Below are 23,485 nucleotides of genomic sequence, written 5' to 3'. Positions count from 1 at the left end.
AGCGCAAAAGCGCCTTAAGGACGGGAGCAGTCGGGGGTGTGCCCGGTGGGCTCGTAGCCGGGATAATCAGGCACGCCATAGCCGGGGAAGATCACCGTCATGGCGGTGCCGGCATTGGGTTCAGTGCCAAACCATTTCATGTGCAGCTTGGACAGCGATCCATCCTGCTTCATGCATTCCAGCACTTCGTCGACACGATTGCGCAAAGCCGTATCGTCCTTGCGAAACGCAAAGGCATAGTTGGCTTCGGTCGTCATGTCGTACACCGGTGCCAGAGCAGGGGTTTGCGTGGCAATGTAACGGGCCAATGGCGTTTCGGACATATTGGCAAACGCGCGGCCAATAGCCACCGCCTGCACCGCATCGGTATTCTTGTTGAAACGCTGGATCTTGTAGCCGTATTTATCCTGGTTATCCTGCAACCAGCGATCCGAGAAACTGCCATTATTGACAGCAATCGTCTTGCCTTTCAGATCATCCAGCGTATTGACCGTTGCGCCTTTTTTAGCCAGAAAGCTCAGACCGCCTGCCATATACGGCTCGGCAAACAGCATTTGCTCGGCCCGTTCCCGTGTGGTGTTGGTGGGCGCCGCCACCATGTCGTAGCGACTGGAAAACAGGCCCGCAAAAATGGCGGAAAACGGCGTGTCGATGACCTCGGCACCGTCATAGCCCATGCGCTGGGCTACTTCCTGGGTCAGATCGTTGGAAAAACCATCCAGCTTGCCATCGGCGCCGCGCATGAAAAACGGCACCAGGCCCACATCCGCGGCCACTTTGAACTTCTTGCCCTGATTGGGATTGTCCGCCTGTGCAGGCAGGCTCAAGGCCAAACTTGCAGCGACAGCCGCCAGCATCACACCCGCTTTCCTGCCCAGACGGGCACGTCCCAGACGGGCATGTCCCAAACGGGCATGTCCCCCTTGAGAGGGAGTACGTGTGCGAGAAATAGCCGCGACCCACGCGGCAATGGTGTTTACACCTTGCATATTGTTGTCTCCTTGCCATTATTTTCTGTTTGTAGTGCGTTCATTCTAGGGTTGGCAAAACCTTGATGTCATATGCTTTTTTATTAACTCTTCATAACATTGCATTAAGCCAATAAGGCTGCCGCCTGCATAACATGGCGTTTGCAGGCAAAGTTCGGCAGGCGCCAATAGCGCAACCGGAACAAGACTTCTCTATGAGAAAGGGGGCGACGCGCCAGCGACGCCGTGCAGGATTAGGGCTTGAGTAATGAACGAGCCACTCAGGCCCAACCCGCCCGCATGCCCCGGGAAGCCGTCGAGACCACCATTTCCATGAAATCGTGTGCCAGTTGCGAGACCGGCACCACATTGGAATGCAGCATGTGCAAGGGCATGGTGGTGCGCGGATTGATCGGTCGTACCACCACATCCGGCCAGACGCGACCGGCCACGGCCAGTTCGTCCACAATCGCAATTCCCGCGCCGGCCTGCACCATGGCACAGGCAATATGAGTCAGACGCACTTCTACCGCCAGCTGCGGTATGCCGGGACGGTTGCCGAACAACTGCTGCACCATCTGGCCATAAGGGGTGTCATTGCCATAGCCAATCAGGTCCAGACCTTCCAGGTCACGGGCGTCCAGCTCCTGCTTGTCAGCCAGCGGATGGCTGGCTGGCAGCACAGCCACCAGATGGTTTTCGTAAATGGATTGGGCGTGCAGGCTGGGATGGGTCAGGGGCACAATCGCCACGCCCACTTCGGCCTGTTGCGTGACCAAAGCCTGTACCAGGTCGCTGGAAATCAGGGTACGCACATAGACCTTCACATCCGGAAAGGCCTGGCGAAAACGCGTCACCGCCATGGGAATCAAGGTCTGTCCCAAACTGGGACTGACGGCAATGTGCAAGCTGCCATGACGCTTTTCGATCAAGTCGGTCGCCACCTCGTTGACCCGCTGCACACTGTTATGGACTTGCTCCACTTCCTGATAGAGCCGACGCGCTTCGGGCGTGGGATACAGCCGCCCTTTGATGCGCTCAAACAGCACCAGACCAATGCGTGATTCGGTATAGGACAGGAGGCGGCTGATGGCCGGCTGCGACACGTTCAGCAGTTGCGCTGCCTTGCTGATCGAGCCGGTCAGCATGATGGCGCGAAAAACCTCGATTTGACGAAGATTGAGCAACATCCCTTAACGTAGCCTTATGTTTCGAGCACAAATAAGCATAAGACATTTTAAGTGGCCTATGTTTCAATTTTTTCAAGCTGCCATCCCGGCGCGCCTTGATCGCACCGGGCTTACAGAGCGGCCTCATTACTACGACACGGAGACAAAACCATGCAAACCCTGCTTGCTCGCACCCTGGCGGTGCTGGGCGTGGGACTGGCCGCTGCTGCGCCCACCGCCCACGCCGCTGACAACGTTCATCTGATGCTGGACTTCATTCCCACCGGCGACTATGCCCCGTATTACTCGGGCATTGCCAACGGGATTTACGAGAAACACGGCATAGACCTGAAGATCACCCGCGGCACAGGTTCGGGCGACACCGTGCTGAAGGTAGCCGGTGGTGCCGCCGATATTGGTCTGGCCGACATTTCCGCCATTCTGACCTCGCGCCAGAACAGCCAGACTCCCATCAAGGCCATTGCGTCCACCTTCTCGCACTCGGCCCATTCCCTGTTTGTGCTCAAGGACTCGGGCATCACCAACTTCTCCGGCCTGGAGGGCAAAAAAATTGCCGTCTCGCCCGGCAACAGCCACAAGCTGTACTTCCCCATGGTGGCGCGCAAAGCCAATACCGATCCCGACAAGATTCAGTGGGTCACCGTCGACGGTTCTTCCATGGCGCCACTGCTGATTAACGGCAAAGTGGACGCCGCCCCTTTCCTGGCCACCAACTACTACTACCAGAACAAACAGGCCAAGCGTTTTGGCAAGGAGATCGTGGTGCTGCCCTTTAGCGACCAGGGTTTCAACATCTACGCCCTGTCCGTTTTCACCACTGACAAGACGCTGGCCGAACGCCCACAGATGGTGCAGAACTTTCTGAACGCCACCATCGAGGCCTGGGACGCCGCCCGCAAGGACCCGGACACGGCTTGTCAGGCCCACGTCAAAGCCAATCCTGAAATTGACCGGGATGACTGCATGGGCAATCTGAACGCCGTGCTGGGCTACATCTACACCGATTTCAGCAAGGAGCACGGTGTCGGCAGCCTGGAAGAGGGTCGCATGAAAAACACCTATGAAGCGGTGGCGGAGGCACAAAGCCTGGACCCTGCCTGGGACTATCACCAAGCCTACGACACCCAGTTCATCGTCAAGGCCAACGGCACGGCCAAGCCCTGAGCCACGCTGATTTTCGCGAGCGCTGGCTGGCCCCGGCGGGCCGGCGCGCGCCCTAGGAGCGCATTGTGATACGCATTCAAGACGTGAACCTGATCTACGGTCGTCATACCGAGCGCGAGACTCAGGCACTGAAACACATCAATCTGGACATCCAGGACAACGAAATCATTGCCATCGTCGGCGCGTCGGGCTGCGGGAAATCCACCCTGCTGCGCCTGATTGCCGGCTTGCTGATGCCCTCAAGCGGCACCGTCAGTATTGATGATGAAATCGTTGCCCACCCCCGCCAGGACACCGGCATTGTGTTCCAGGCCCCGACCCTGGTGCCCTGGGCCAATATTCTGGACAACACCCTCTTGCCGTCCAGCATCATGGGTTGCCTGGACGATCAGGCCCGCAGCCGCGCCACGCGCCTGTTGACCACCGCAGGTCTGGGCAATTTCCTGCACCATCATCCCAAACAGTTGTCTGGTGGCATGCAGCAACGCGTCGCCATTTGCCGCGCACTGGTTCACAACCCGAAAGTGGTGCTGATGGACGAGCCTTTTGGCGCTCTGGACGCGCTGACCCGCGAGACCATGACGCTGGAGTTGCTGCGCCTTTGGTACGAAGACCCCAAAACCATCGTGTTTGTGACGCACTCGATTTCCGAGGCCGTCATGCTGGGGCATCGCATCGTGGTCATGTCGCCACGCCCCGGCCAGATTACCGAGATTCTGGACGTGAGCCTGCCGCGTGAACGTGACTTTTCCCTGGTGGGCACACCGGAATTTACGCGCTGTGCCGCTGCCGTGCGTGAACTTATTTTCCAACACGAGGTGGCGTGATGAGTGAGCAAGCTCAAACCCTGGGCGTCACGCCCGTCTATAAACGACGGCTACGCCTGCGCGATTTCAATGAAATTACCGTCCCGGCCATCACCCTGATTGCCGTGGTCATTTTGTGGGAGCTGGCCAGCCGCCTGTTTGACATCCCTGAGTACCTGGTGCCCGCCCCCTCGCGCATCTGGGCCGACTCCATGCAGATGAAAGAAGCCATGCTGATGCATACGCTGGTCTCGACGCGCACCATCATGCTGGGCTTTTTGCTGTCCATTGCGGTGAGCTTCCCGCTGGCCGTGCTGATTACCTATTCACGTTTTTTTGAGCAGGCCATCTATCCCTTATTGATCCTGACCCAATCCATCCCCAAGGTGGCTCTGGCTCCGATCCTGGTCATTATCTTCGGCCCCACCGAGTTACCCCGTGTGGTGGTGACGTTTCTGGTCGCCTTCTTCCCGCTGGTGATCTCCATGACGGCAGGCCTGCTCGCAGCGCCACCCGAGCTGATTGAGCTGGTGCGTGCGTGCCGCGCCACCCGCCTGCAGGAGTTTTTCCGCATTCGCCTGCCCTTTGCCGTGCCCTTTATTTTCTCGGGCCTGAAAGTGGCCATTACCTTGTCCGTGGTGGGCGCCGTGGTGGGCGAGTTTGTGGCGGCCGACCAAGGTCTGGGTTACCTGATCACGACCTCCACCGCCTTTTTCAAGACGCCGGTTGCCTTCGGTGCCATGGCCATCCTGTCGGTCCTGGGCATTGTGTTCTTCCAGGTGATTTCCGCCGCCGAACGCATCCTGTTCCCGTGGGCGATCAAAGACAATCGGAGCTGATCATGACCTCCCCTTATACCGTCATCCGTGGTGGCCTGGTGCTGTCCCACGCCCAGGCCAAGGCCGAGCCTTTGGACATCCTGATCAAGAATGGCGAGATCGAAGCCATGGGCCCGCCCGGCTTGCCCGTCCCCGTCGATGCCACGGTGGTGCAAGCGGACGACCAATTGCTGCATCCCGGCTTGATCAACGCCCACACCCACGGCCATGGCACTTATGCCAAGGCCATGGGAGATCGCTGGTCACTGGAACTGTTATTGACGGCTGGCCCCTGGATCAATGGCGACCGCCATCTGGAAGACAAATACCTGAGCACGCAGCTCAATGCGGCCGAAATGCTGCTCAAGGGCTGTACCGCCAGCTACGACCTGTACTCCGAGGTGCCTGTACCCACTGCCGAAGGCATGAATGCCGTGGCCCAGGCCTATGTGGATGCCGGCATGCGGGCCACGGTCGCGCCCATGATGGCCGACCTGTCCTTTTACCAGTCCGTGCCCGGCCTGATCGAAGCCCTGCCCCAGGACTTGCAGAAGTTTGTGGCCCAACTGACACCGCAATCATTCCGGGTCACGCTATCGGGGCTGACGGACTTTCTGGACCAGCAGCGCAACGCCGACCGCATTCGCGTGGCCCTGGCCCCGACCATTCCCATGTTGTGTTCGGACGAGTTCCTGCAAAGCTGTGGTGAAATCAGCGCGGAGCGCGATATCGGCCTGCACAGCCACGTTGGCGAGTCCTATGTGCAAGCCCTGACCGGCATGAAACGTTATGGCAGCACCATTGTTCAACACCTGGACAAGCTGGGCCTGATCTCGCCCCGTTTCACCCTGGCGCACGCCATCTGGCTGGACGAGCGCGACCTGGACATTCTGGCGGTGCGCGGAGCCATGGTGGCCCACAACCCCGGCAGCAATATGCGTCTGGGCAATGGGATTGCCGATGTGAATGCCATGCTGGAGCGCGGTATTACCGTGGGTCTGGGCACGGACGGCTCAAACAGTGGCGATAACCAGAACATGTACGAAGCCATGCGCCTGGCCTCCTTCTCATCCAAGGTGCGTGGCCCCAATACCGAACGCTGGATTACCACCGAACAAGCGCTGTACGCGGCCACCGAAGGCAGCGCCCGCTGCCTGGGCATGGGCGAGCAACTAGGACGTCTGGAGCCGGGTCGCAAGGCCGATATCGTGTTTCTGGATCTGGCCCATATCAACTGGATTCCGCATAACAACACGGTCAATCAGCTCGTGCATCTGGAAGACGGTCTGGCCCTGCGCCACGTAATGGTCGACGGCCGGTTTGCCGTGCGCGACCGACAGTTAACACAAGTGAATATGCCGCGCCTGCGGCAGCAAGTGGAGCAGGCCCAGGAACGCATCACACGCAATACCTACGACAAGCGCCACATCACGGAAAAACTGGCCAAGGCCGTAGGTTCTTTCTGCCTGTGCCTGGGCCATGACCGCTATCACGTGCAGCGCTGGGCACACCCCAGCCAAGACTTAACATGACGTTATGTTTTACAGATAAATAGGCATACGACATTCATGAATGGATTTGCTTCAATCATGGAAACGAACACGATTGCGGACACGCGAGCTAGGCGGGTCCGAGCCATTCAAGGAGGAAGACAATGAGCGATTTTGATCTGGTAGTACGAGGAAATATTGTTGAGCGCGACCGCATCATCACGGACGGCTGGGTCGCCGTGCGTGAGGGCCGGGTGGCCGCACGCGGTATTGGCGCGGCTCCTTCAGCCCGTGAACATGTGGATGCGCGTGGCATGTGGGTCATGCCCGGCGTGCTGGACGGTCAGGTGCACTCCGGCAGCCAGGCCAATCAGGAAGGGCTGGGCTGGGCCTCACGGGCGGCGGCAGCCGGTGGCGTCACCACCATGGTGGAAATGCCTTATGACGACCCCGAACCCGTGGCCTCCCGCCCGCAGCTGGAAGACAAGATTGCCCGCATTGAAAGCGATTGCCATGTGGACGTGGCCTGCTACGGCACCCTGAATGACCAGCACGGTCTGGAAGCGGCCGCCGGCCTGATTGAAGGCGGTGTCTGCGGTTTCAAATTCTCAACCTTTGAAGCCAGCCCCAACCGCTTCCCGCGTGTGGAAGAAGACATTCTGATGGAGGCCTTTCGCCTGATCGCCCCCTCCGGTCTGGCTTGCGGTGTGCATAACCAGGACCAGGAGCTGACCCGCAAGAACATCAAGCGCATGGTTGAAGCGGGTGATACAGGCTGGGACGCGTTCTTGCGCGCCCATACCCCCCTGATCGAAAACCTGGCCACCAGCGCCATTTATGAAATCGGGGCCCAGACCGGCGCCCGTGCCCACGCCGTACACGTCTCCCTGTCGCGTGGCTTTGAGATCTGCAATATGTATCGCCGGGCCGGCCACAAAGCCTCGATCGAAACCTGCGTGCAGTACCTGATGCTGAACCACGAGGAGCATACCCGCCGCTTTGGTGCCAAGACCAAACACTACCCACCCATTCGTCCCAAAGTGGAAATGGATCTGCTCTGGACCCACATCGCCAACGACGAATGTACCTTCGTGTCCTCCGACCACGTAAGCTGGGGCCTGGAGCGCAAACAGTTTGAAAACGTGTTTCAGAACTCCTCCGGTGGTCCTGGTCTGGAAACGCTGCTGCCCGCCTTCTGGACCGGCTGCGCCGAGCACGGCATTTCCCCCACCATGGTCGTCAAGCAATTGTGCTGGGGCCCGGCCCAACACTTCCTGCTGGAACACCGCAAGGGCTCGCTGAATGTAGGTGCAGATGCCGACATCGTGATCGTCAAACCCGACACCTACCGCTTTGACCCGTCCACCAGCCTGTCCGCCGTGACCTGGAGTTCTTTTGAGGACCGCGAGTTTCAGGTACGTGTGGAAGCCACCTATGTGCGTGGACAACTGGCCTGGGACGGCAAGACCATACGCAATGCCGCGGGCGACGGTCAGTTCATCCGTCCGCACAAAGCAGGCGAATTGTCATGAGTCTGGCCATGCCCTTGTTGAATCAGGAGCGCCTGTGGCGCAGCACCCAGGAGCTGGCAAGGTTCACATTGCCCGACCAGCCCTGGACCCGCCGCGCCTTCTCCGAACTGTTTCTGCAATCACGTCAGTGGCTGCGGGAACAGTTCGAGCAAGCAGGCTTGAGCGTACGCATGGACGCCGCCGGCAATCTGATCGGTCGCCGTGAAGGGCGCAAGCGTGGGCTGGCGCCGATTACAACCGGCTCACACTGCGACACCGTGATGTATGGCGGACGCTACGACGGCATTATCGGCGTGCTGGCCGGGCTGGAAGTCGCCCGTTGCCTGAACGAGCAGGACATCGAGCTGGACCATCCTTTTGAAGTGGTGGATTTTCTGTCTGAGGAACCTAGCGACTATGGCGTGTCCTGCGTAGGCAGCCGTGCCATGGGCGGTGTCCTGTCCGAAGCCATGCTGGCCGAACGCAATCCACAGGGCGAAACACTGGCGCAAGGCATTGCCCGCATCGGCGGCCGCCCCCAGGAACTGGCCCAGGCCCGTCGTGCCCCTGGCGATACTGCCGCCTTTGTCGAGTTGCATATCGAACAAGGGCCCGTGCTGGAGTCGCGCAATCTGCCCATTGGCGTGGTTAGCAATATCGTGGGCATTTGCCGCCATCGCATCATCATTACCGGTCGCCCTGACCATGCCGGCACCACCCCCATGGACATACGTCGTGATGCCCTGGTCGGTGCCAGCCTGATCATCGGTGAAGTGGACCGCAAGGCCCGCCGTGCGCTGGGAGGGCCAGACTATCTGGTCGCCACCATTGGCAACCTGAACCTGACGCCCAACGCCTCCAATGCCGTACCCGGCCGTGTGGAGATGATGGTGGAAGTACGCAGCGACCGCCAGGAGCTGATGCAGAACTTCACCGAGGAGTTGCTGGCCCAGTTGCGCCCGGACATCGAGGCCATGGGCCTGGGTCTGGACGCGGCGCAAGTCAGCCTGGCCAAGCCCACGGACTGCACGCCCGATGTGATGAGCATCATCGAGCAGGCCGCCAGTGCGTTGGGTTACCCGAGCATGGTGATGCCCAGCGGGGCCGGTCACGATGCGGTCTACATGGCCCCCAGCGGCCCTATCGGCATGATTTTCATTCCCTGCCTGAATGGTCGCAGCCATTGCCCCGAAGAATCGATCACTTCCGAGCAGTTGCTGGATGGTACACGCGTGCTGTATCAGAGCATTGTCATGTTGGACCAGCACCTGGAGAGCTGACATGGACTGGTCCTGCGATCAGCTTGGCGAACGCGAACGCTACCGCTTGTTGGTCAACACCGTGTTGCCGCGCCCCATTGCCCTGGTCACCACCTGTGACCGGCAGGGGCGCGTGAACACGGCCCCTTTCAGTTTTTTCAATGTGATGGGCTCAGAGCCTGCCGTCTTGGCGCTGGGCCTGGAAAACGACGCGCACTCTGCCGATGGCCTGAAAGACACCACCCGCAACATCCTGGCAACAGGACAGTTTGTGGTGAACCTGATTAGCGCGAAACTGGCACACGCCATGAATATCTGCGGCATAGCCTACCCGACCGGACAGGCCGAGCACCTGCAAGCGGGCCTGGATCTGGCCCCCAGCGCACAAGTGCAGCCGCCCCGTATCGCCCAATGCCCGGTGCAGTTTGAATGCCGCTTGCACACTGCACTGGACCTGGGCCCGCTACGCCATATCGTCATTGGCGAAATCCTGCATCTGCACTGCGACGACGCCATCCTGACGCCTGACGGGCGCATTGACATAGCCGCTTACGACCCGATCGGGCGCCTGCATGGTTCGGACTGGTATGTCGGCCTGCAAGGCCGCTTTCAATCAGAAAAACTGAGCCATCACAACGGGCCGCCGCCCATCCAAACCTAAAAACATCATGAATCGTCGCCCTCATATCTACGTTCTGAACCCCAATTCCAGCCAGATCGTAACGGATGGCCTGGACCGTGCCGTCCAGCCCCTGCGTCTGGCCGATGGCCCGGCCATCTCCTGCCTGCGCTTGCCCCAAGGCCCGGCGGGTGTACAAAGCCAAACCGATATTGACACCCTGATTCCTCACCTGCGCGCCCAGGCCCTGAGCGTCCAAGAAGACGCCGCCGCCTATGTGGTGGCCTGCTTTAGCGACCCCGGCCTGTACACTTTGCGCGAAGTGGTGGATGTGCCTGTATTGGGCATTGCCGAAACCGGCGTGCTGACCGCCTTGACGCTGGGCCAACGCTTTGGCGTGCTCTCCATATTGCAGGCCTCCATCCCGCGTCACCTGCGCTACTTTGGGGCCATGGGCGTCACCGACCGCCTCGCTGCCGATCTGGCCATCAATATGAGCGTGTCAGAACTGGCCGACGAGAAAAGAACCCTGCAAGGCCTGACAGAAGTCGGCCGGCGTTTGCGTGACGAGCACGGTGCTGATGTGGTGGTACTCGGCTGCGCGGGCATGGCCAGTCAACGAGAGGCGCTGGAGCAAGCCTTGGGGATTGCCGTCGTGGAACCCACGCAGGCTACCGTGGCCGTTGCCCTGGGTCGTTGCTTGCTAGGCTGGTAAGTGTCGATGAACGCCCCTCCAGAATCGAGCGGTCTGGCAAGCGCACGGCGTCTGCTCCAGGCTCGCCACGAACACCGCCCCATCCAGGACTGGCCCGAAGCGCTACGCCCGGTGTCTTTTGAGCAGGCCTACCTTGTCCAGGCACTGCAAATGGAGGTGTTGGGTCCTATCGGCGGCTGGAAAGTAGGTGCAGCCACCGCAGTGGCCCCCCCTACCTGCGCGCCCCTACCCCTGCGCTTTCGCCATGCCAACCCAACAGAGCCCGTCGGCACGGATCTGGACTTGCGAGGCATGGAAGTGGAGATTGGCCTGATCCTGGGACAGGATCTGCCACCCAGTCACGCCCCGTACTCGCTGGAGCAGATCTGGGAGGCGGTCAGCCAAGTCTGCGTGGCGGTCGAAATCGTAGAGTCCCGCTTTGCGCAACGCGATACGGTAGGCCGCCTATCCACCTTGGCAGATCTGGCCAGTCATGGTGCGCTGGTCTATCAAGTCCAAGGCAAGGCGGCACAGGACAGGAAACTACTCCAGCCGCAGTGGGCGCGCTTGCAGGTCGGACAGCAAACACCCCTACAAGGCCCAACTCAAAACCCCGCTGGCGAGTTGACGCGGCTGCTGATCTGGCTGGCAAATCAAGGCAGCCATCATGGCGGTGGATTGCAAAAGGGGCAAGTCATCATCACCGGCTCTTGCCTGCCCATGCTGTATGCCACTGCCGGAGACCGGATTCAGGCGGCCATTCAAGGGCTAGGCGAACTGGACTTTATCTGTGCCTGACACCAGCGGAAGCGGCCTGCCTATCGGATAGCACCGCAAGTGGGCTTTTACTCTCTATGATGTGTACTGCAAAAAGTACACGGGCGCGATCCATTGCCGCCCCGCCACCCCAACATTCGGAGAAAGGCCCCATGAGCAAAAACGAAATCACCTGGTCCAATGGTCAATGGAGCGACACCAGCGCCCCCTTGATTGGCGCTACTGACCACGCTTTCTGGATGGCCACGACGGTGTTTGACGGTGCCCGCTCCATTCAGGGCCATACGCCGGATCTGGACCTGCACTGTGAGCGTCTGAACCGTTCGGCCATCACCCTGGGCATGGAACCGGTGATGACCCCCCAACAGACCGTCGACCTGGTACACGAGGGCCTGAAAAAACTGTCCCACACGACGGATTACTACATCAAGCTGCTGTATTTCGCACCCGGCGGTTTTATCCAGCCTGATCCGTCAACGAGCCAACTGGCCATTCATATTTTTGAATCTCCCATGCCGGACGACAGCGGCTTTAGCGCCACATTCAGCGAATTCCTGCGCCCCGATCCCTCCATGGCTCCCACCGATGCCAAGGCGTCCTGCCTGTACCCCAATACCCAGCGTATCTTGCGCGATGCCAGCGCACGCGGTTTTGACAACGCCATCGTGCTGGACTCCAAGGGTAAAGTGGCCGAGTTTGCCGTCGCCAATTTGTGGATTGTGCGTGACGGCATCGTGCTGACGCCCGAACTGAACGGCACATTCCTGAACGGCATTACCCGCCGACGTGTCCTGCAGCTGCTGCGAGATGACGGCATGGAGGTGCGGGAAGCCAGCCTGACGCCACAAGACGTGTTGGAAGCAGATGAAGTATTCAGCACTGGCAATTACGGCAAGGTCCTGCACTGCAATCGCATTGACGACCGCCACTATGCTCGCGGCCCGGTTGAAACCCGTGCTCACGAGCTGTACATGGCGTATACCGAACGCAATTAAGGGGCGAACAGACTCGCCGCCCCCACGAACACCGGGGGAGGATGAGTCTTGAGCCTGAACAACTGGGTGTCCGGGACAGGCTCTGCCCCTGGAAAAACGGCTCAATCATGAGCCGTTTCGTAATCAAGCCTGCGAATCAACCGTGCATGGGTCCAGTGGCTCATTGGCGACCGGGGCACTTTCCTGCAGCGCCTGCGCCTGCTTCATCTGATGGAGCAAGCTATGCAGCATCTCGGTGGACAGACCGTGCAGCACCAGGCGGTAGCCAGCTCGCAAGGTCGACATGGGCACCAGAGGGTGGCCATTGTTCACCAGAATCAGGTGCTCAGGAGCCTGCAGGATCTTGGCCGCGTAAATGCCAATGGTCTCATCCAGCTGCAGGGAGTTGGCCGCGCGCCAGAAGTCGTTATCGGTCAGCAGCAACTGATACAAGGGCGTGAACAGTTCGATGGCACTTTGCAGGTCCACCTTGTTCAAGGGACCTTGGGGCATATCCTCCAAGGCCAGGGGCACGGGCTGAATCATGGAAAAATCCACCCGCTCCGGCGGGCCAATTTCCTGATGATTGTCCCGCAACGCCTGATTGAGACGGATGACGAAATTGAACAGGTTCAAATCGTGCTTCACAAAGGTGTGATCCCGCAATTCGTCCAGATTCATGGGCGTGAGCGGCGTGGTCGGCACCGAGGTGGGGGAGTTGGCGGCAATAAAAGCCAGCACCTGTGAGCCCAGGTGAAAGTGTCGCAAGATCAGCCAGTTTGCCTGAGGCGAAACAAAACGCTTGAGGCCCCACACCAAAATGCGGTGCAGCAGGCCCGAGTGCGACCATTTGCGCGGCAAAAAGGTTTTAACGACCTGAATCAGCACAATCGTCAAACGGGCCAGGGGCCGCAAAAACGGCAACAAATACTGGCGCGAGGACGAGCTGGAATCAGTCAGCCAGGCCTGCTTGACCTCGTCTGGCAAGGGGGTGCTGCGATCCAGATACAGGGCCCGCCAGGGATTGGGGTCCTGCGGGTCATGCGGTTTGCTTAAAAAATCCGGGATGGGGTCCATGTCTTAATACTCTTTCGCGTATTGGAACTGCATCAGATACAAGGCGGCGGTACGACGCGCGGTGTCAATAATAATCTGCTCGGCACGGCCTGTTTCATCGCAGTCCAGGGCCAATTCCACCGCCATCAGCCATCGGGCCAGATGATGCTCGTCATTCATGCCGTGATAGTGCAGGAAGCGGTACATATCCGGCTCCAGCGACAGCGCGGATTTGAGCAAGGGAAGTAAGGCCGGCACAATGCGCTGACCGGTACCTTCAATAATGTAGATCGCGCCCAGCAAGCCAATCGGGTCCTGGCTGGCCGCCAGAGCATGCAAATAGGAATTCAGCGCCTGACCGCCTGGATTACGCGTCAATTGCTCTATCTCGGTAGCGGTACCGCCTGCGTGCCGGTAGTCCTCGAACAGAATGTTGAAATCATCCTGCTCTTCGCCAGCATGCAGGCGAATCAGCTCTGCCAAGGGCGCGTAGGCGGGCGATAAGGAGTCGCAGGCTTCACGCATCCATTTAGCCCCTTCCCGCACTTGGGGAATCCAGTCGGCCATCCATTTCTGATAATCCTGCATCCGGATAGAGCCGTCGTGCAGGCTGCGCAGCAAAGGCGTACGCCACACTTGCGAACGATAGTCATGCCAGATAGGGGCCAATTGCGTCAACAAGTCGCGCAAACCTTGTGGGGCCGTGGCAGGGTCGTGCGGGGGAGCGATGTCCACCAGATCGCAGGACGCAACAGCCGCCTGCTTGGCAGACGGGTAGGACACGGCGGGGGCCGGTGCATTGCAGGCCTCCACTTCCAGTAGCATGTAGGCCGTCATGAAGCGACCCGACTCGGGCACGTAGCACAGGATTTGTTCGCCGGGCGTCAAGGTCCGATCGCGCATGAACTCGGCCAGCATGATCAGAATCGAGGCTGCGCCCGTATTACCGCGCCAGCGCAAATTGCTGTACCAGCGCTCGGCAGGAATACCCAGGCCTGCCTGCTCCAGCAAGTCCGCCACCACGGGCAGGAACTTCTCGGACGAGTAATGGCACAGGAAATGGCTGATGCGCTCAGGGTCAACCCAACCGTCTCGCACCAGTTTTACGTATTCGTGAATTCCGATATCGAACAAATGAGGCAGCAAACGGATATCCTGACGCAAGGACAAGGCGCCATCCTGCTCCGCCTGAGACCAGGAATCGTAATCCAGATGGCTGCGCGTCGAATCACGCGCCGCGCCCAGCTGCATGCATACGGGATAATCGCCGGAAAAGGATTTTTGATGAATCCAGCGCAAACGCAAACGCACACCGGCCTGCGTGGTAGGCAGAATCTGATCCTGGTGGCTGAGTAACGCAGCTCCCGCGCCATCGGATAACATCCAGCGCAAAAAATGGGAGTCAAAATCTGCCTGATAATCTTGTGACGCAAAACGCGAACGGCGGAACAAGCGCGAGGGCATTTCACTGGCTACTGCCACACCGTGACGGTGTGTGCCCAGCTCAATCCCTTGGGCAACAGCCTGTAGCGCCGTGACACCCGCGGCACAGATCCCGTGAACGGAATGCACTTCCAGGGGCGGGGCCGCCAGCTCTCCCTGAATGGCATTGGCAAAACCGGGCATCAGCAAGTCCCCGCCCGAGGACCCGCTGGCCAGCAGGCCCACATCCGCCATGGTCAAACCTGCCTGCTCCAGGCAGGCCCGCACGGCATTAGCGGCCATGGTGGCATTGCTCCAGCGCGTACTGCCATCCTCTCCAATGGCGTAATAGCGCTGCGCAATACCGTTTTCGGCCAGAATGCGCTGCTTGATGCGCCCTGAAATACGGTTCAGCGGGGCGATAAACTTGTCCATTGCGGCGTTGTCGACCGGCTCGCCGGGCATAAACCACTGAGCCTGATGAATCACGACCTGATCAAAGGCCACGGGCATAACACTACTCCTGATTACACGCCATCACGCCAATGCGTTGTCTGGCCCACGGCGTTCATGGTTTGACTGCGGTAGCGGGGCACGAACAGACCCAACACAAAAACACGCAGCATATAGGGCACCAGCCCCCCTTCATTCAAGGTCTCGGGGGTGCGGGCTCGGTATTCGGTATCGTGCAGCCGCTTCAGCTCCGACCAATGCGCACGCGAATGCTCATGGTGGGCCACATGCAGGCCGATATTAAAAAGCAAGGGGTTGATCAGCCCCTCAAAATTGCGCGCGTAGCTCAATTGACCGCCCTGATGGGCCTGATGACTGCCATCGGCATGGGCATGCTGTAGATAATTGGTGGTCAAGAGCCAGTGCAAACCATGCAGCTGCGGCACGATGACGTATAAAAAACCCTTGACTGGGTCCAGGGCCAGGGCAAGCGTCCAACTCCCCAGCCACAGTCCGTACTGCGCCAGGCAATAGCCCCAGACACCCGGCCAGTGTCGGCGCAGGCGGCCCAGCCAGGCATAAATTGCCGGATACAGCGCAAGCACGGCTTCAAAGGGGTGCATCAACCAGCCCAGCGCGTCGTTGGTATCGCCACGCCAGAAGCGGTAGGTACGAGCCACGTCTTTTTGTCCATGTTTATAGCGATGATGATTGCAGCCATGCGCCGGCCAGAACACGCAAGCGGGATGGCCCTGTAACAGGGTCAGCCAGAAATCCGTCAGGCGATTGGGCAGACGGCCTCGCCACATGCGCACATGATGATGATTGTGGTTGATGACACCCATACCCAGTGTCAAAAACAGCAGCAAGCCATACAGAATCCAGGAGAAGCCACCCCGCCACAAAGCGACCACCACGACCGGGTAGACAATCAGGTACAGCAGGCTTTGCCAGTCACGCGGGTGACGTAAACGCCACGCAGCACTCATCCCCGCGCCTCCTCGGGGCGATCAGGCAGGCGCGTGCCAAACAGGCGGTCCATGAAACTGAACTGAAACCCATAGTTCCCGTTGTACTGGGCATGATGACGCTGGTGACGACGACTGGCGGCCAACCAGTTCCGGCTGGAGACATGGGGGAAAAAATCGTAATTGGAGTGGCCTATGCAATTGAAAAACAGGCTGAACAGGGGCACCGACAAGAGCGACCAGAAGCTGAAATCATGCACAACCATCGGCAACAGAATCACATTGCCCAGCATCAGAGATTCAAGCGGGTGAAAGCTGTAGGTGGAAAACGGCGTCACCACCACAGAAGAATGATGCGGGCCATGATAACGACGCAACCACCGCGTGTGCAGCAAACGGTGATTCACCCAGAAATGCACATCGTTCCAGATCATCAGGGCCAGGATTTCCAAGGCAATGCGGGTGGCGCTGGCGTCCGGCGTCAACCGCGCCCAGCCCAATTGCAGCAGCCCCCAGGGGAACACCATGCCCAGGCCGAAAATCAGAATGGCCGATCCCGACTGCTTCAGTTCCCGGCGCAGTTGACCGGGCCGCAACGGACGCGTATCGAGAGGACGCCCCCAGCCCACAGCCGGCAAGAGCCATCGTGTCAGCGCCAGGGTTACCAGTGCAAACAGCAGGTAGATGCCGCCGAAAAACAATAAGCCCACGCCCATTACCTGCCAGACGCTCAAGGCCTGAAAAGCCTGCCCCATTCCACTCTCTACGTAACAAAATGTGCTAATGCTAGCGCGGTCAGAAAAATCACGTTTGTTAATTTAGTTACTAATTGCTTGCCGCCGTCCAGGCGGCCCACGCCAGGCCGATTTGCAGCAGCCCGGCGCGGGAACAACAGCCGTGTACTTTTGCTCCGTGGCAGTGCCATTGAGAAGCCGGTACTCACCCAGGGCGCCTGTGTGAGGAATACACAACACAGCAGAACTTGATCTTGCGCTTGCCTTGAACTTGTCCGCATACGATATACTGAGTCGTCACAGACTTTCCCTAGACACCATGAGACGTTGGTTCGTCGTCGTCTTACTTCTCATCCTACCCCTGCAGGCTTACAGCTCTCACTACCACGCAACCGTGCAAGGTGGTCAGTCCGCCTTATTCGCTCAACACGAATCGGATGCGGCCGAGCCTGTGGACCACCGAGTCAAATCCGGAAAGCATCCTTTGCAGCAGCTCAGCGCCATTTTGGCGCATACGCCCATGCAACAGTACGCTGACCATGCGGATACCCCTTTGCCCTGCCCGGTTCAGTCGTTCTGGCTGCATGCCTGGCCTTCGGCTTGCCCGCCTTATTCCCTGCCCGCTATTTGCTGCGAATTCGCCCCCGAGCATCGTCCACCACGAGTCTGACTCCTGACGCGCCCCTGCGCCCTGCTTGTTTTGCGTTTTTGCACTTATTTCTCTGTCTAACAGGACAACATCATGGAATGGCTACTCGATCCCAGCATATGGGTCGGCTTATTAACTCTGGTGGTGCTGGAGATTGTTCTCGGCATCGACAACCTGATCTTTATCGCGATTCTGGCCGATAAACTTCCCCCGCATCAGCGTGACCGTGCTCGCCTGATCGGCCTGTCTCTGGCGCTGATCATGCGTCTGGGTCTGCTGACCATCGTCTCCTGGCTGGTTACCCTGACCACGCCGCTGTTCTCCATTGGCCCGCTCAGTTTCTCGGGGCGCGACCTGATCTTGCTGCTGGGTGGCCTGTTCCTGCTGTTCAAGGCCACCAGCGAGCTGCATGAGCGTCTGGAAGGCGGCAGTCACCACGCCAGCACCAACAAGGCTTACGCCAGCTTTGGTGTGGTGGTGGCGCAAATTGTGGTGCTGGATGCCGTGTTCTCCCTGGATGCGGTGATTACCGCCGTGGGTATGGTGGACGAACTGCCTGTCATGATGACGGCCGTTATCATCTCCATCGGTTTGATGATCTGGGCCTCCAAACCACTGACCACCTTCGTGAACAATCACCCCACCGTGGTGGTGCTGTGCTTGAGCTTCTTGCTGATGATTGGTCTGACGCTGACCGCCGAAGGCCTGGGCTTCAAGATCCCGAAAGGTTATCTGTACGCCGCTATTGGCTTTTCCATCCTGATCGAGTTCTTCAACCAGATTGCCCGCCGCAGCCTGCTGCGTTCGGAGTCGCGCCGCCCTTTGCGTGACCGTACCGCCGAGGCCGTGCTGCGCATGCTCAGCAACCGCAAGCATGAAGACAAGGATGAAAGTGGCAGCGAGGGCCAGCCGGATCTGGATGAACAGACCTTCCGCACCGAAGAGCGCAATATGGTCAGCGGTGTACTCAGTCTGGCCGAACGCCCCATCCGCTCGCTGATGACCCCTCGCCAGGAAATCACCTGGCTGAACATCGAAGACACCACCGACACCTTGCGTCAACAGTTGCGCGCGACCCCCCACAGCTTTTTGCCCGTCTGTCAGGGAGATCTGGACCAGGTCGTCGGTGTAGCGCGCGCCAAGGACCTGCTGGCGGATCTGGACGAGTATCCACAGGTCAAGCTGTGGCCGGATCTGCGTGAACCCATCATCGTGCACGAGCACACCGATGTGCTGAGCGCGATTGCCATGCTAAAGCAGTCCAACGGCCAATTCGTGCTGGTCACTGACGAGTACGGCGCCATTGAGGGCTTGCTGACACCCATCGACATTCTGGAAGCGATTGCCGGCGAGTTCCCGGACGAGGACGAGCAGCCTGCCATCCAGCAGATCGGCCCCAACCTGTGGCAGGTGGACGGCAGCATAGATCTGCTCTTGCTGGCCCAGGCGGTCGAAGCAGACGATCTGCTCCTGAAAGACAACAGCTTCAACTCGGTCGCCGGTTTCCTGCTGGAGCGTCTGGACTCCCTGCCCACCGTGGGCACAGTCGTTGAAGCTGAGGGCCTGCGCTTTGAAATTACCGAAGTCAGCCAGCGTCGTATCGCCACGGTACACGTCAGCCGCTTGCACGTAGCGGAGCAAGCGCAGGAATAAGGGCGACCACGCTACACAGCGGCCGTACTGGAGCGGGTCTGCAGGAACGCCTCCAGGTCGCAAGCAAACAAGGCCAGGGTATTACCCTGGCCTTGTTACCTATGACAGGCATCCTCTGCGCTGTATGTAGCTCTTGTTGTTCACGAATGCCGGTGGCGACCGGCATTCGCTGCCCTGTTGTGACGAGGACAAGGGGGGCGTACCAAAATCAGGCGCGACTTAGCAGAGCAATCCCGCCGGGAAGACGCATTGCATCCAGACCGTAGAGCTGCTGCAAGATGTCCAGCGCCTCCGACAAATTATCCAGACTGACCCCGAAGCTGACCAGGATAGAACCCAAGGACGCGTCCCGTAGAATCACGTGCCCGGCCCAATATCGGTTCAGCTCGGCCACCACCTGGGACAAGGGCTGTTCATGAAAGACCAGCCGGCCCTGGCGCCAGGCAGGAAAATCCTTCTCTAGAACGGTTTGCACCGCGCTGATGGTGTGGCGTCCGTAGACCAGCCTCTCGCCGGCCGCCAGACGATAACCCTGTCCACCGAAATCCACCTGGGCGCTGCCTGACAAACACGTCACCTCGGTTTCGCCATTCACATAACGAATATTGCTGCGGCCGTTAAAAGTCTGAATGGACCCGGCACCAGCAAACACGGTACAGACCGATGCCGAACGTTCGGACTGGCGCACTTCCACTTCGCCCTCAAGCAAGGCCACGACCCGGCCCAGATGTGGATCATCGCTGACATTCAAACGACTGCGCGTATTCATGTCCAGCCAGACATGATCGAGCAACTGCACGCGCCGCTGCTCACCCGCACCGGTACGGTAATCGGCACGCAAATCTGCCAGCGAGGGCCACAGTTGCAACGGTGGCCTGGCGACCAGGTATAAACCGCCACCCAGCAGCAGGCCACCCAGCAAGGCACGGCGCAAAGGCCGATGGCCACGTTTTTGGGTCAGCTTGGCCTCACGTAGCCAGTCTTCGCGATGCTGTGGCATGGCATCCCACAGTTCACGAGCATGAGCAAAGGCGGACGCATGGGACGGGCTGCGGCCACACCAGCGGCGCAGCTCCCGAGCCTGACGAGAGGTCAGCGAGGACGTTTTCAGGCGGCTGACCCAAGCTCGTGCCTCTTTGTGCAAGGTGTCTTCATCCAGATTCAAGGCAGTAGCGGGGTTCATCAACAATGAGTAAAAAAACGCGACACACCGGTCGCAGAGCGTCATCCAAACGTTTTATCCCGTCGTTTAAACGGATAAAAAGCGAAATTCAACGGTAAGCGTAAATTGTCGGAAACTGCAGGCCCTATCGTCAAGCGATAGGCCGTCATAAAGGGTAAAGCCTAGGTTTGGCAGCACTGCATCACCTGCTGGCGCAACCAGGCGTGGGCTGGGTCAGTGTGGCGGCGACGATGCCAGACTTGCTGAAACAAGACGGGGGGAATGGGCAGGGGGGGCTGGAAAAACACCAGTCTGGCCTGATCGCGTAAATGCTCGGCACTACGACTGGAGACTGTCAGGATCAAGTCCGTGCCCTCCAGCACCTGGGCCGCTGCACTCCAGTGCGGCAAGGAAAGCACAATCTGCCGGTGCAGGCCATGCTGGCTCAAGGCCTTGTCGACCTCGCTCTCGCCGCCGGGGCGCATGGCCAGCAACACATGTGGACGCTGCAGCCACTCGTCCAGGCCCGGGGGCTGCCCGCCGCTCAGGCTGGCTTGATCGGCGATGCAGATCAAATGCTCATCAAACAAAGTCTGCGCCCGCAAGCTGGCCGCCATTTCCGAGAACACGCCAAAGGCCAGATCAATCTCACCATCACTGAGCTGGGCCAGCATGGCCTCGCGGCTGGCCTGGCTTACCGCCAGCCGAATCCCCGGTGCCTGCTGTCGTAAACGTCGCATCAGGGGCGGCAGTACGATTTGCGCACCGTAATCAGACATGGCCAGACGAAATTCACGTTGCTCGCTGACCGGGTCAAAGCCACCCGTATCCAGCAAAGCATTGAGCTGCTGCAAAGCCTGTTCCAAGGGACGCTGCAATTGCAGCGCCATCGCTGTCAGCTCCAGCCGCGAGCCTCGACGTATCAGCAAGGGATCGTTAAACACCTGGCGCAAGTGCGCCAAGGCGTGACTGACCGCAGGTTGGCTTTTATGCAGTCGATGGGCAGCACGCGTCACATGCTGCTCCGTCAACAAGGCATGCAGGCTTAGCATCAGATTCAGGTCTATACGACGTAGCTCATCCATAGAACGAATAATGACTGTGCGCACTATCAATTTCAATAAGTTTCACGAATAGTGCAAGATAAGGTTTTAGCTTCTATGGAGAGTTGTCTATGTCCGGTACCGCTTTGATAAGCCTGTTCGTGGCTGTTTTTGCGGGAACGGTGGTGCCGTTCCAGGCTGCCAGCAATGCCGTCCTGGGAAAAATGCTAGGTCACCCACTCTGGGCCACGCTCGTGTCCCTGTCCATCAGCGCCGCCTTGGTCCTGCCCACGCTTTGGCTGATGCGCGCCCCCGCACCGGTGACCGCACAATTGTCCCAGGCGCCCTGGTGGGTTTGGACGGGCGGAATTGGCGGGGTGATCTACATCAGCGCGGCCTTGATCCTGACCCCACGAATGGGCGCGGCCAGCTTTATTGTGTGCGTCGTGGCCGGGCAAATGCTCAGCTCCATGCTGATCGACCACTATGGCCTGATGGGTTTGAATCCCCGTCCCGTACCTATGGGCCGCATCCTGGGCGTGCTGCTGATTCTGGCCGGAATGGGACTGGTGCAATGGTTTACCCCCTCGGCACCCACCGGCAAGGCCTCGGGCCCAGACGCCACAGCCGAGCACGGCGAAGCTCTGCCAGAGAATCAGGCGATAGCCCGAGAGTCGCCAACCAACACGCCGCCCCGCGCCTGAAGCCGACTCAGGCCCGCTTGCACTGAGAACGGAACTGGCTGCACCACCAAAAACCGGCTGACAAGGCCGCTGCCGCCAGCATGCCCAGCGCCAGCAACAAACCGCTCTCAAACAGGAGCGGGGCCACTACGCCGGACACGGTAGCAAACAAGAGCATTTGCCAGGCACTTTGTACCGAGGAGGCCAGGCCGCGCATGCTGGGAAATGTCCCCAACGTCACCACGGTCATGCCTGGCAAGGCCATGGACATGCCAAAGGCATAGACAAAAATCGGCATCACCGCCCAGGGCACCTCTGCCTGAAACAGCAGGTTGTACACCGTGTTAAATGCCGCCCCTCCCAGCATCAAGCCCAGGCCCAGGCGGATCATGCGCGCCGGGGCGAGCTTCTCGGCAAAACGCGCATTGATTATCGAGCCACCCAGCATGCCACCAATAAAGGGCAGAAACAGCCAGGCAAATGCCGTCTCCGTCAGTCCCAATACGCCAATCACAAAGCTGGCTGCCGACGAAATGTACAAGGCAAAACCGCCAAATGCGAAGGCAATCGCCGAGATCGCCAACACAAAGCGGCCATTGCTCAAAGCGCGCACGTAATTAGCCAGAATAACCCCCAACTTCAAGGGCTGACGGGAGGCCACGGGCAAGGTTTCAGGCAACTGGCGCCAACACACGGCGATCAGCGCGACGCTCAGCACCGTGAGCATCCAAAATACCGAGCGCCAGCCCGAGTAGCTGCTTAAGTAGCCGCCCAACACGGGAGCAATCGCCGGAGCCAGGCTGAACACCATCGTGATATGGGCAAACAAACGCTGGGCCGTGACGCCCTGCACACAGTCTCGTGCCAGGGCCTGGCCTACCACCCGGCCCGCTCCTGCTGAACAGCCTTGCACCATACGGAAAAACAGCAGCCAGGAAAAACTGGGGGCCAGTGCAGAGCCAATCGAACCGATCAGAAACAGGATCAGGGAGGCCAAAATCACGGGGCGACGTCCAAAACTGTCAGACAACATGCCCCAGAACAGGCTCATGAAAGCAAAACCGAACAGATACAGACTTAAGGTCTGCTGAACCATTGACTGGTCAACAGAAAATTCGACACCAATGCGGTGAAAGGACGGCAGATAGGCATCGGTAGCAAAAGGCCCCAGCATCGCCAACGCCGCCAACACCAAGGTCAGCTTGCGGTAATTCATAGATAGCTTTGGAAAACAGGGAGGGCGCCAGACAACAGCGCAGGGATAGGGGCATGGTACCCCTTAACCGGACCGTACGGACACCTCCGTACGGAGCATAGTGTATCAAACGCCCCAGACAGGACCGAATCCCTGGGAGGCGCCCGGGCCAACGCGCTGACACCGGGATTAACAAC

Annotated in this window: 22 protein-coding genes; 13 read left to right on the top strand and 9 right to left on the bottom strand. The window is 59.3% G+C overall.

The window, feature by feature from the left end; all coding sequences use genetic code 11:
- Positions 1 to 14: 14 nt before the first annotated feature.
- Complete coding sequence (locus ACOZ42_RS01595; protein WP_426345464.1) at positions 15 to 989, bottom strand: substrate-binding periplasmic protein; 975 nt, start codon at positions 987 to 989, stop codon at positions 15 to 17.
- Between the two features lie 260 nt (positions 990 to 1,249).
- Positions 1,250 to 2,158 carry a LysR substrate-binding domain-containing protein gene (locus ACOZ42_RS01590; RefSeq protein ID WP_003804363.1) on the bottom strand — a complete coding sequence of 303 codons (909 nt, stop codon included), beginning with the start codon at positions 2,156 to 2,158 and terminating at the stop codon, positions 1,250 to 1,252.
- A 150-nt stretch (positions 2,159 to 2,308) separates the two neighbouring features.
- Between ACOZ42_RS01590 and ACOZ42_RS01585 the strand changes: the two genes are divergently transcribed.
- The 10 genes from ACOZ42_RS01585 (at position 2,309) to ACOZ42_RS01540 (ending at position 12,291) form a co-directional block, all read left to right on the top strand.
- Positions 2,309 to 3,322, top strand: a complete 1,014-nt coding sequence (locus ACOZ42_RS01585) for an ABC transporter substrate-binding protein (RefSeq protein ID WP_003804365.1) — start codon at positions 2,309 to 2,311, stop codon at positions 3,320 to 3,322.
- Positions 3,323 to 3,387: 65 nt separating this feature from the next.
- On the top strand, positions 3,388 to 4,149 hold the full coding sequence (locus ACOZ42_RS01580; protein WP_003804366.1) for an ABC transporter ATP-binding protein: 762 nt from the start codon (positions 3,388 to 3,390) through the stop codon (positions 4,147 to 4,149).
- Complete coding sequence (locus tag ACOZ42_RS01575) at positions 4,149 to 4,967, top strand: ABC transporter permease (RefSeq protein ID WP_003804367.1); 819 nt, start codon at positions 4,149 to 4,151, stop codon at positions 4,965 to 4,967. The genes ACOZ42_RS01580 and ACOZ42_RS01575 overlap by 1 nt, the downstream gene beginning before the upstream one ends.
- A 2-nt stretch (positions 4,968 to 4,969) precedes the next feature.
- A complete protein-coding gene (locus tag ACOZ42_RS01570; RefSeq protein WP_426345463.1) occupies positions 4,970 to 6,478 on the top strand; it encodes an amidohydrolase family protein in 1,509 nt (502 codons plus the stop codon).
- A gap of 122 nt (positions 6,479 to 6,600) precedes the next feature.
- The gene (locus tag ACOZ42_RS01565) at positions 6,601 to 7,968 is read left to right on the top strand and encodes a dihydroorotase (protein ID WP_426345462.1); all 1,368 of its coding nucleotides are present in this window, start codon (positions 6,601 to 6,603) and stop codon (positions 7,966 to 7,968) included.
- Complete coding sequence (locus ACOZ42_RS01560) at positions 7,965 to 9,227, top strand: Zn-dependent hydrolase (protein ID WP_426345461.1); 1,263 nt, start codon at positions 7,965 to 7,967, stop codon at positions 9,225 to 9,227. Before ACOZ42_RS01565 ends, ACOZ42_RS01560 begins: the two co-directional genes overlap by 4 nt.
- A 1-nt stretch (position 9,228) precedes the next feature.
- Entirely contained in the window at positions 9,229 to 9,867 is a 639-nt protein-coding gene (locus ACOZ42_RS01555; protein ID WP_426345460.1) for a flavin reductase family protein, read from the top strand.
- 7 nt (positions 9,868 to 9,874) lie between these two features.
- Positions 9,875 to 10,540 (top strand): aspartate/glutamate racemase family protein, encoded by a 666-nt coding sequence (locus ACOZ42_RS01550; protein WP_426345459.1) that lies wholly within the window; start codon positions 9,875 to 9,877, stop codon positions 10,538 to 10,540.
- Positions 10,541 to 10,546: 6 nt separating this feature from the next.
- Complete coding sequence (locus tag ACOZ42_RS01545) at positions 10,547 to 11,317, top strand: fumarylacetoacetate hydrolase family protein (protein ID WP_415302066.1); 771 nt, start codon at positions 10,547 to 10,549, stop codon at positions 11,315 to 11,317.
- Positions 11,318 to 11,448: 131 nt separating this feature from the next.
- Complete coding sequence (locus ACOZ42_RS01540; protein ID WP_003804381.1) at positions 11,449 to 12,291, top strand: branched-chain amino acid aminotransferase; 843 nt, start codon at positions 11,449 to 11,451, stop codon at positions 12,289 to 12,291.
- Between the two features lie 123 nt (positions 12,292 to 12,414).
- Here the strand turns inward: ACOZ42_RS01540 and ACOZ42_RS01535 are convergent, their stop codons facing one another.
- The 4 genes from ACOZ42_RS01535 to ACOZ42_RS01520 are packed head-to-tail and all read right to left on the bottom strand — an operon-like array spanning position 12,415 to position 16,924.
- Positions 12,415 to 13,347: a DUF6999 family protein gene (locus ACOZ42_RS01535; protein ID WP_240208875.1), complete on the bottom strand. Its 933-nt coding sequence runs from the start codon at positions 13,345 to 13,347 to the stop codon at positions 12,415 to 12,417.
- A gap of 3 nt (positions 13,348 to 13,350) precedes the next feature.
- The gene (locus ACOZ42_RS01530) at positions 13,351 to 15,261 is read right to left on the bottom strand and encodes an iron-containing redox enzyme family protein (RefSeq protein ID WP_415302065.1); all 1,911 of its coding nucleotides are present in this window, start codon (positions 15,259 to 15,261) and stop codon (positions 13,351 to 13,353) included.
- A gap of 14 nt (positions 15,262 to 15,275) precedes the next feature.
- Positions 15,276 to 16,190 carry a fatty acid desaturase gene (locus tag ACOZ42_RS01525; RefSeq protein ID WP_426345458.1) on the bottom strand — a complete coding sequence of 305 codons (915 nt, stop codon included), beginning with the start codon at positions 16,188 to 16,190 and terminating at the stop codon, positions 15,276 to 15,278.
- On the bottom strand, positions 16,187 to 16,924 hold the full coding sequence (locus tag ACOZ42_RS01520) for a sterol desaturase family protein (RefSeq protein ID WP_003804387.1): 738 nt from the start codon (positions 16,922 to 16,924) through the stop codon (positions 16,187 to 16,189). Before ACOZ42_RS01520 ends, ACOZ42_RS01525 begins: the two co-directional genes overlap by 4 nt.
- Positions 16,925 to 17,222: 298 nt before the next feature.
- Here ACOZ42_RS01520 and ACOZ42_RS01515 point away from each other — a divergent pair, with 298 nt between their 5' ends.
- Positions 17,223 to 17,573, top strand: a complete 351-nt coding sequence (locus tag ACOZ42_RS01515) for a hypothetical protein (protein WP_131071202.1) — start codon at positions 17,223 to 17,225, stop codon at positions 17,571 to 17,573.
- A 72-nt stretch (positions 17,574 to 17,645) separates the two neighbouring features.
- Positions 17,646 to 19,205, top strand: a complete 1,560-nt coding sequence (locus ACOZ42_RS01510) for a TerC family protein (RefSeq protein WP_059318481.1) — start codon at positions 17,646 to 17,648, stop codon at positions 19,203 to 19,205.
- Between the two features lie 208 nt (positions 19,206 to 19,413).
- Here the strand turns inward: ACOZ42_RS01510 and ACOZ42_RS01505 are convergent, their stop codons facing one another.
- Together ACOZ42_RS01505 and ACOZ42_RS01500 are read right to left on the bottom strand one after the other, a co-directional pair.
- Positions 19,414 to 20,388 (bottom strand): FecR family protein, encoded by a 975-nt coding sequence (locus ACOZ42_RS01505; protein ID WP_230406236.1) that lies wholly within the window; start codon positions 20,386 to 20,388, stop codon positions 19,414 to 19,416.
- Positions 20,389 to 20,549: 161 nt separating this feature from the next.
- Positions 20,550 to 21,452 carry a LysR family transcriptional regulator gene (locus ACOZ42_RS01500; protein ID WP_003804410.1) on the bottom strand — a complete coding sequence of 301 codons (903 nt, stop codon included), beginning with the start codon at positions 21,450 to 21,452 and terminating at the stop codon, positions 20,550 to 20,552.
- 89 nt (positions 21,453 to 21,541) lie between these two features.
- Here ACOZ42_RS01500 and ACOZ42_RS01495 point away from each other — a divergent pair, with 89 nt between their 5' ends.
- Positions 21,542 to 22,114, top strand: a complete 573-nt coding sequence (locus ACOZ42_RS01495; RefSeq protein ID WP_240208872.1) for a DMT family transporter — start codon at positions 21,542 to 21,544, stop codon at positions 22,112 to 22,114.
- A gap of 7 nt (positions 22,115 to 22,121) precedes the next feature.
- Here ACOZ42_RS01495 and ACOZ42_RS01490 read toward each other — a convergent pair whose 3' ends face one another.
- The gene (locus tag ACOZ42_RS01490) at positions 22,122 to 23,309 is read right to left on the bottom strand and encodes a multidrug effflux MFS transporter (protein ID WP_003804414.1); all 1,188 of its coding nucleotides are present in this window, start codon (positions 23,307 to 23,309) and stop codon (positions 22,122 to 22,124) included.
- Between the last annotated feature and the right edge of the window lie 176 nt (positions 23,310 to 23,485).

The organism is Alcaligenes sp. HNGD-HTN06 (assembly GCF_049932565.1).
GTDB classification, from domain to species: Bacteria; Pseudomonadota; Gammaproteobacteria; order Burkholderiales; family Burkholderiaceae_B; genus Alcaligenes; species Alcaligenes ammonioxydans.
This window is presented reverse-complemented; position numbering and strand designations above follow the sequence as displayed.

Excerpts from the sequence above, each read along its gene's own strand:
- ACOZ42_RS01495 (WP_240208872.1), top strand. The coding sequence starts at position 21,542 with ATGTCCGGTACCGCTTTGATAAGCCTGTTCGTGGCTGTTTTTGCGGGA.
- ACOZ42_RS01530 (WP_415302065.1), bottom strand. The coding sequence starts at position 15,261 with ATGCCCGTGGCCTTTGATCAGGTCGTGATTCATCAGGCTCAGTGGTTT.
- ACOZ42_RS01575 (WP_003804367.1), top strand. The coding sequence starts at position 4,149 with ATGAGTGAGCAAGCTCAAACCCTGGGCGTCACGCCCGTCTATAAACGA.
- ACOZ42_RS01585 (WP_003804365.1), top strand. The coding sequence starts at position 2,309 with ATGCAAACCCTGCTTGCTCGCACCCTGGCGGTGCTGGGCGTGGGACTG.
- ACOZ42_RS01545 (WP_415302066.1), top strand. The coding sequence starts at position 10,547 with ATGAACGCCCCTCCAGAATCGAGCGGTCTGGCAAGCGCACGGCGTCTG.
- ACOZ42_RS01550 (WP_426345459.1), top strand. The coding sequence starts at position 9,875 with ATGAATCGTCGCCCTCATATCTACGTTCTGAACCCCAATTCCAGCCAG.
- ACOZ42_RS01500 (WP_003804410.1), bottom strand. The coding sequence starts at position 21,452 with ATGGATGAGCTACGTCGTATAGACCTGAATCTGATGCTAAGCCTGCAT.
- ACOZ42_RS01490 (WP_003804414.1), bottom strand. The coding sequence starts at position 23,309 with ATGAATTACCGCAAGCTGACCTTGGTGTTGGCGGCGTTGGCGATGCTG.
- ACOZ42_RS01505 (WP_230406236.1), bottom strand. The coding sequence starts at position 20,388 with ATGAACCCCGCTACTGCCTTGAATCTGGATGAAGACACCTTGCACAAA.
- ACOZ42_RS01595 (WP_426345464.1), bottom strand. The coding sequence starts at position 989 with ATGCAAGGTGTAAACACCATTGCCGCGTGGGTCGCGGCTATTTCTCGC.
- ACOZ42_RS01535 (WP_240208875.1), bottom strand. The coding sequence starts at position 13,347 with ATGGACCCCATCCCGGATTTTTTAAGCAAACCGCATGACCCGCAGGAC.
- ACOZ42_RS01525 (WP_426345458.1), bottom strand. The coding sequence starts at position 16,190 with ATGAGTGCTGCGTGGCGTTTACGTCACCCGCGTGACTGGCAAAGCCTG.
- ACOZ42_RS01590 (WP_003804363.1), bottom strand. The coding sequence starts at position 2,158 with ATGTTGCTCAATCTTCGTCAAATCGAGGTTTTTCGCGCCATCATGCTG.
- ACOZ42_RS01565 (WP_426345462.1), top strand. The coding sequence starts at position 6,601 with ATGAGCGATTTTGATCTGGTAGTACGAGGAAATATTGTTGAGCGCGAC.
- ACOZ42_RS01560 (WP_426345461.1), top strand. The coding sequence starts at position 7,965 with ATGAGTCTGGCCATGCCCTTGTTGAATCAGGAGCGCCTGTGGCGCAGC.
- ACOZ42_RS01515 (WP_131071202.1), top strand. The coding sequence starts at position 17,223 with ATGAGACGTTGGTTCGTCGTCGTCTTACTTCTCATCCTACCCCTGCAG.
- ACOZ42_RS01570 (WP_426345463.1), top strand. The coding sequence starts at position 4,970 with ATGACCTCCCCTTATACCGTCATCCGTGGTGGCCTGGTGCTGTCCCAC.
- ACOZ42_RS01555 (WP_426345460.1), top strand. The coding sequence starts at position 9,229 with ATGGACTGGTCCTGCGATCAGCTTGGCGAACGCGAACGCTACCGCTTG.
- ACOZ42_RS01520 (WP_003804387.1), bottom strand. The coding sequence starts at position 16,924 with ATGGGGCAGGCTTTTCAGGCCTTGAGCGTCTGGCAGGTAATGGGCGTG.
- ACOZ42_RS01510 (WP_059318481.1), top strand. The coding sequence starts at position 17,646 with ATGGAATGGCTACTCGATCCCAGCATATGGGTCGGCTTATTAACTCTG.
- ACOZ42_RS01540 (WP_003804381.1), top strand. The coding sequence starts at position 11,449 with ATGAGCAAAAACGAAATCACCTGGTCCAATGGTCAATGGAGCGACACC.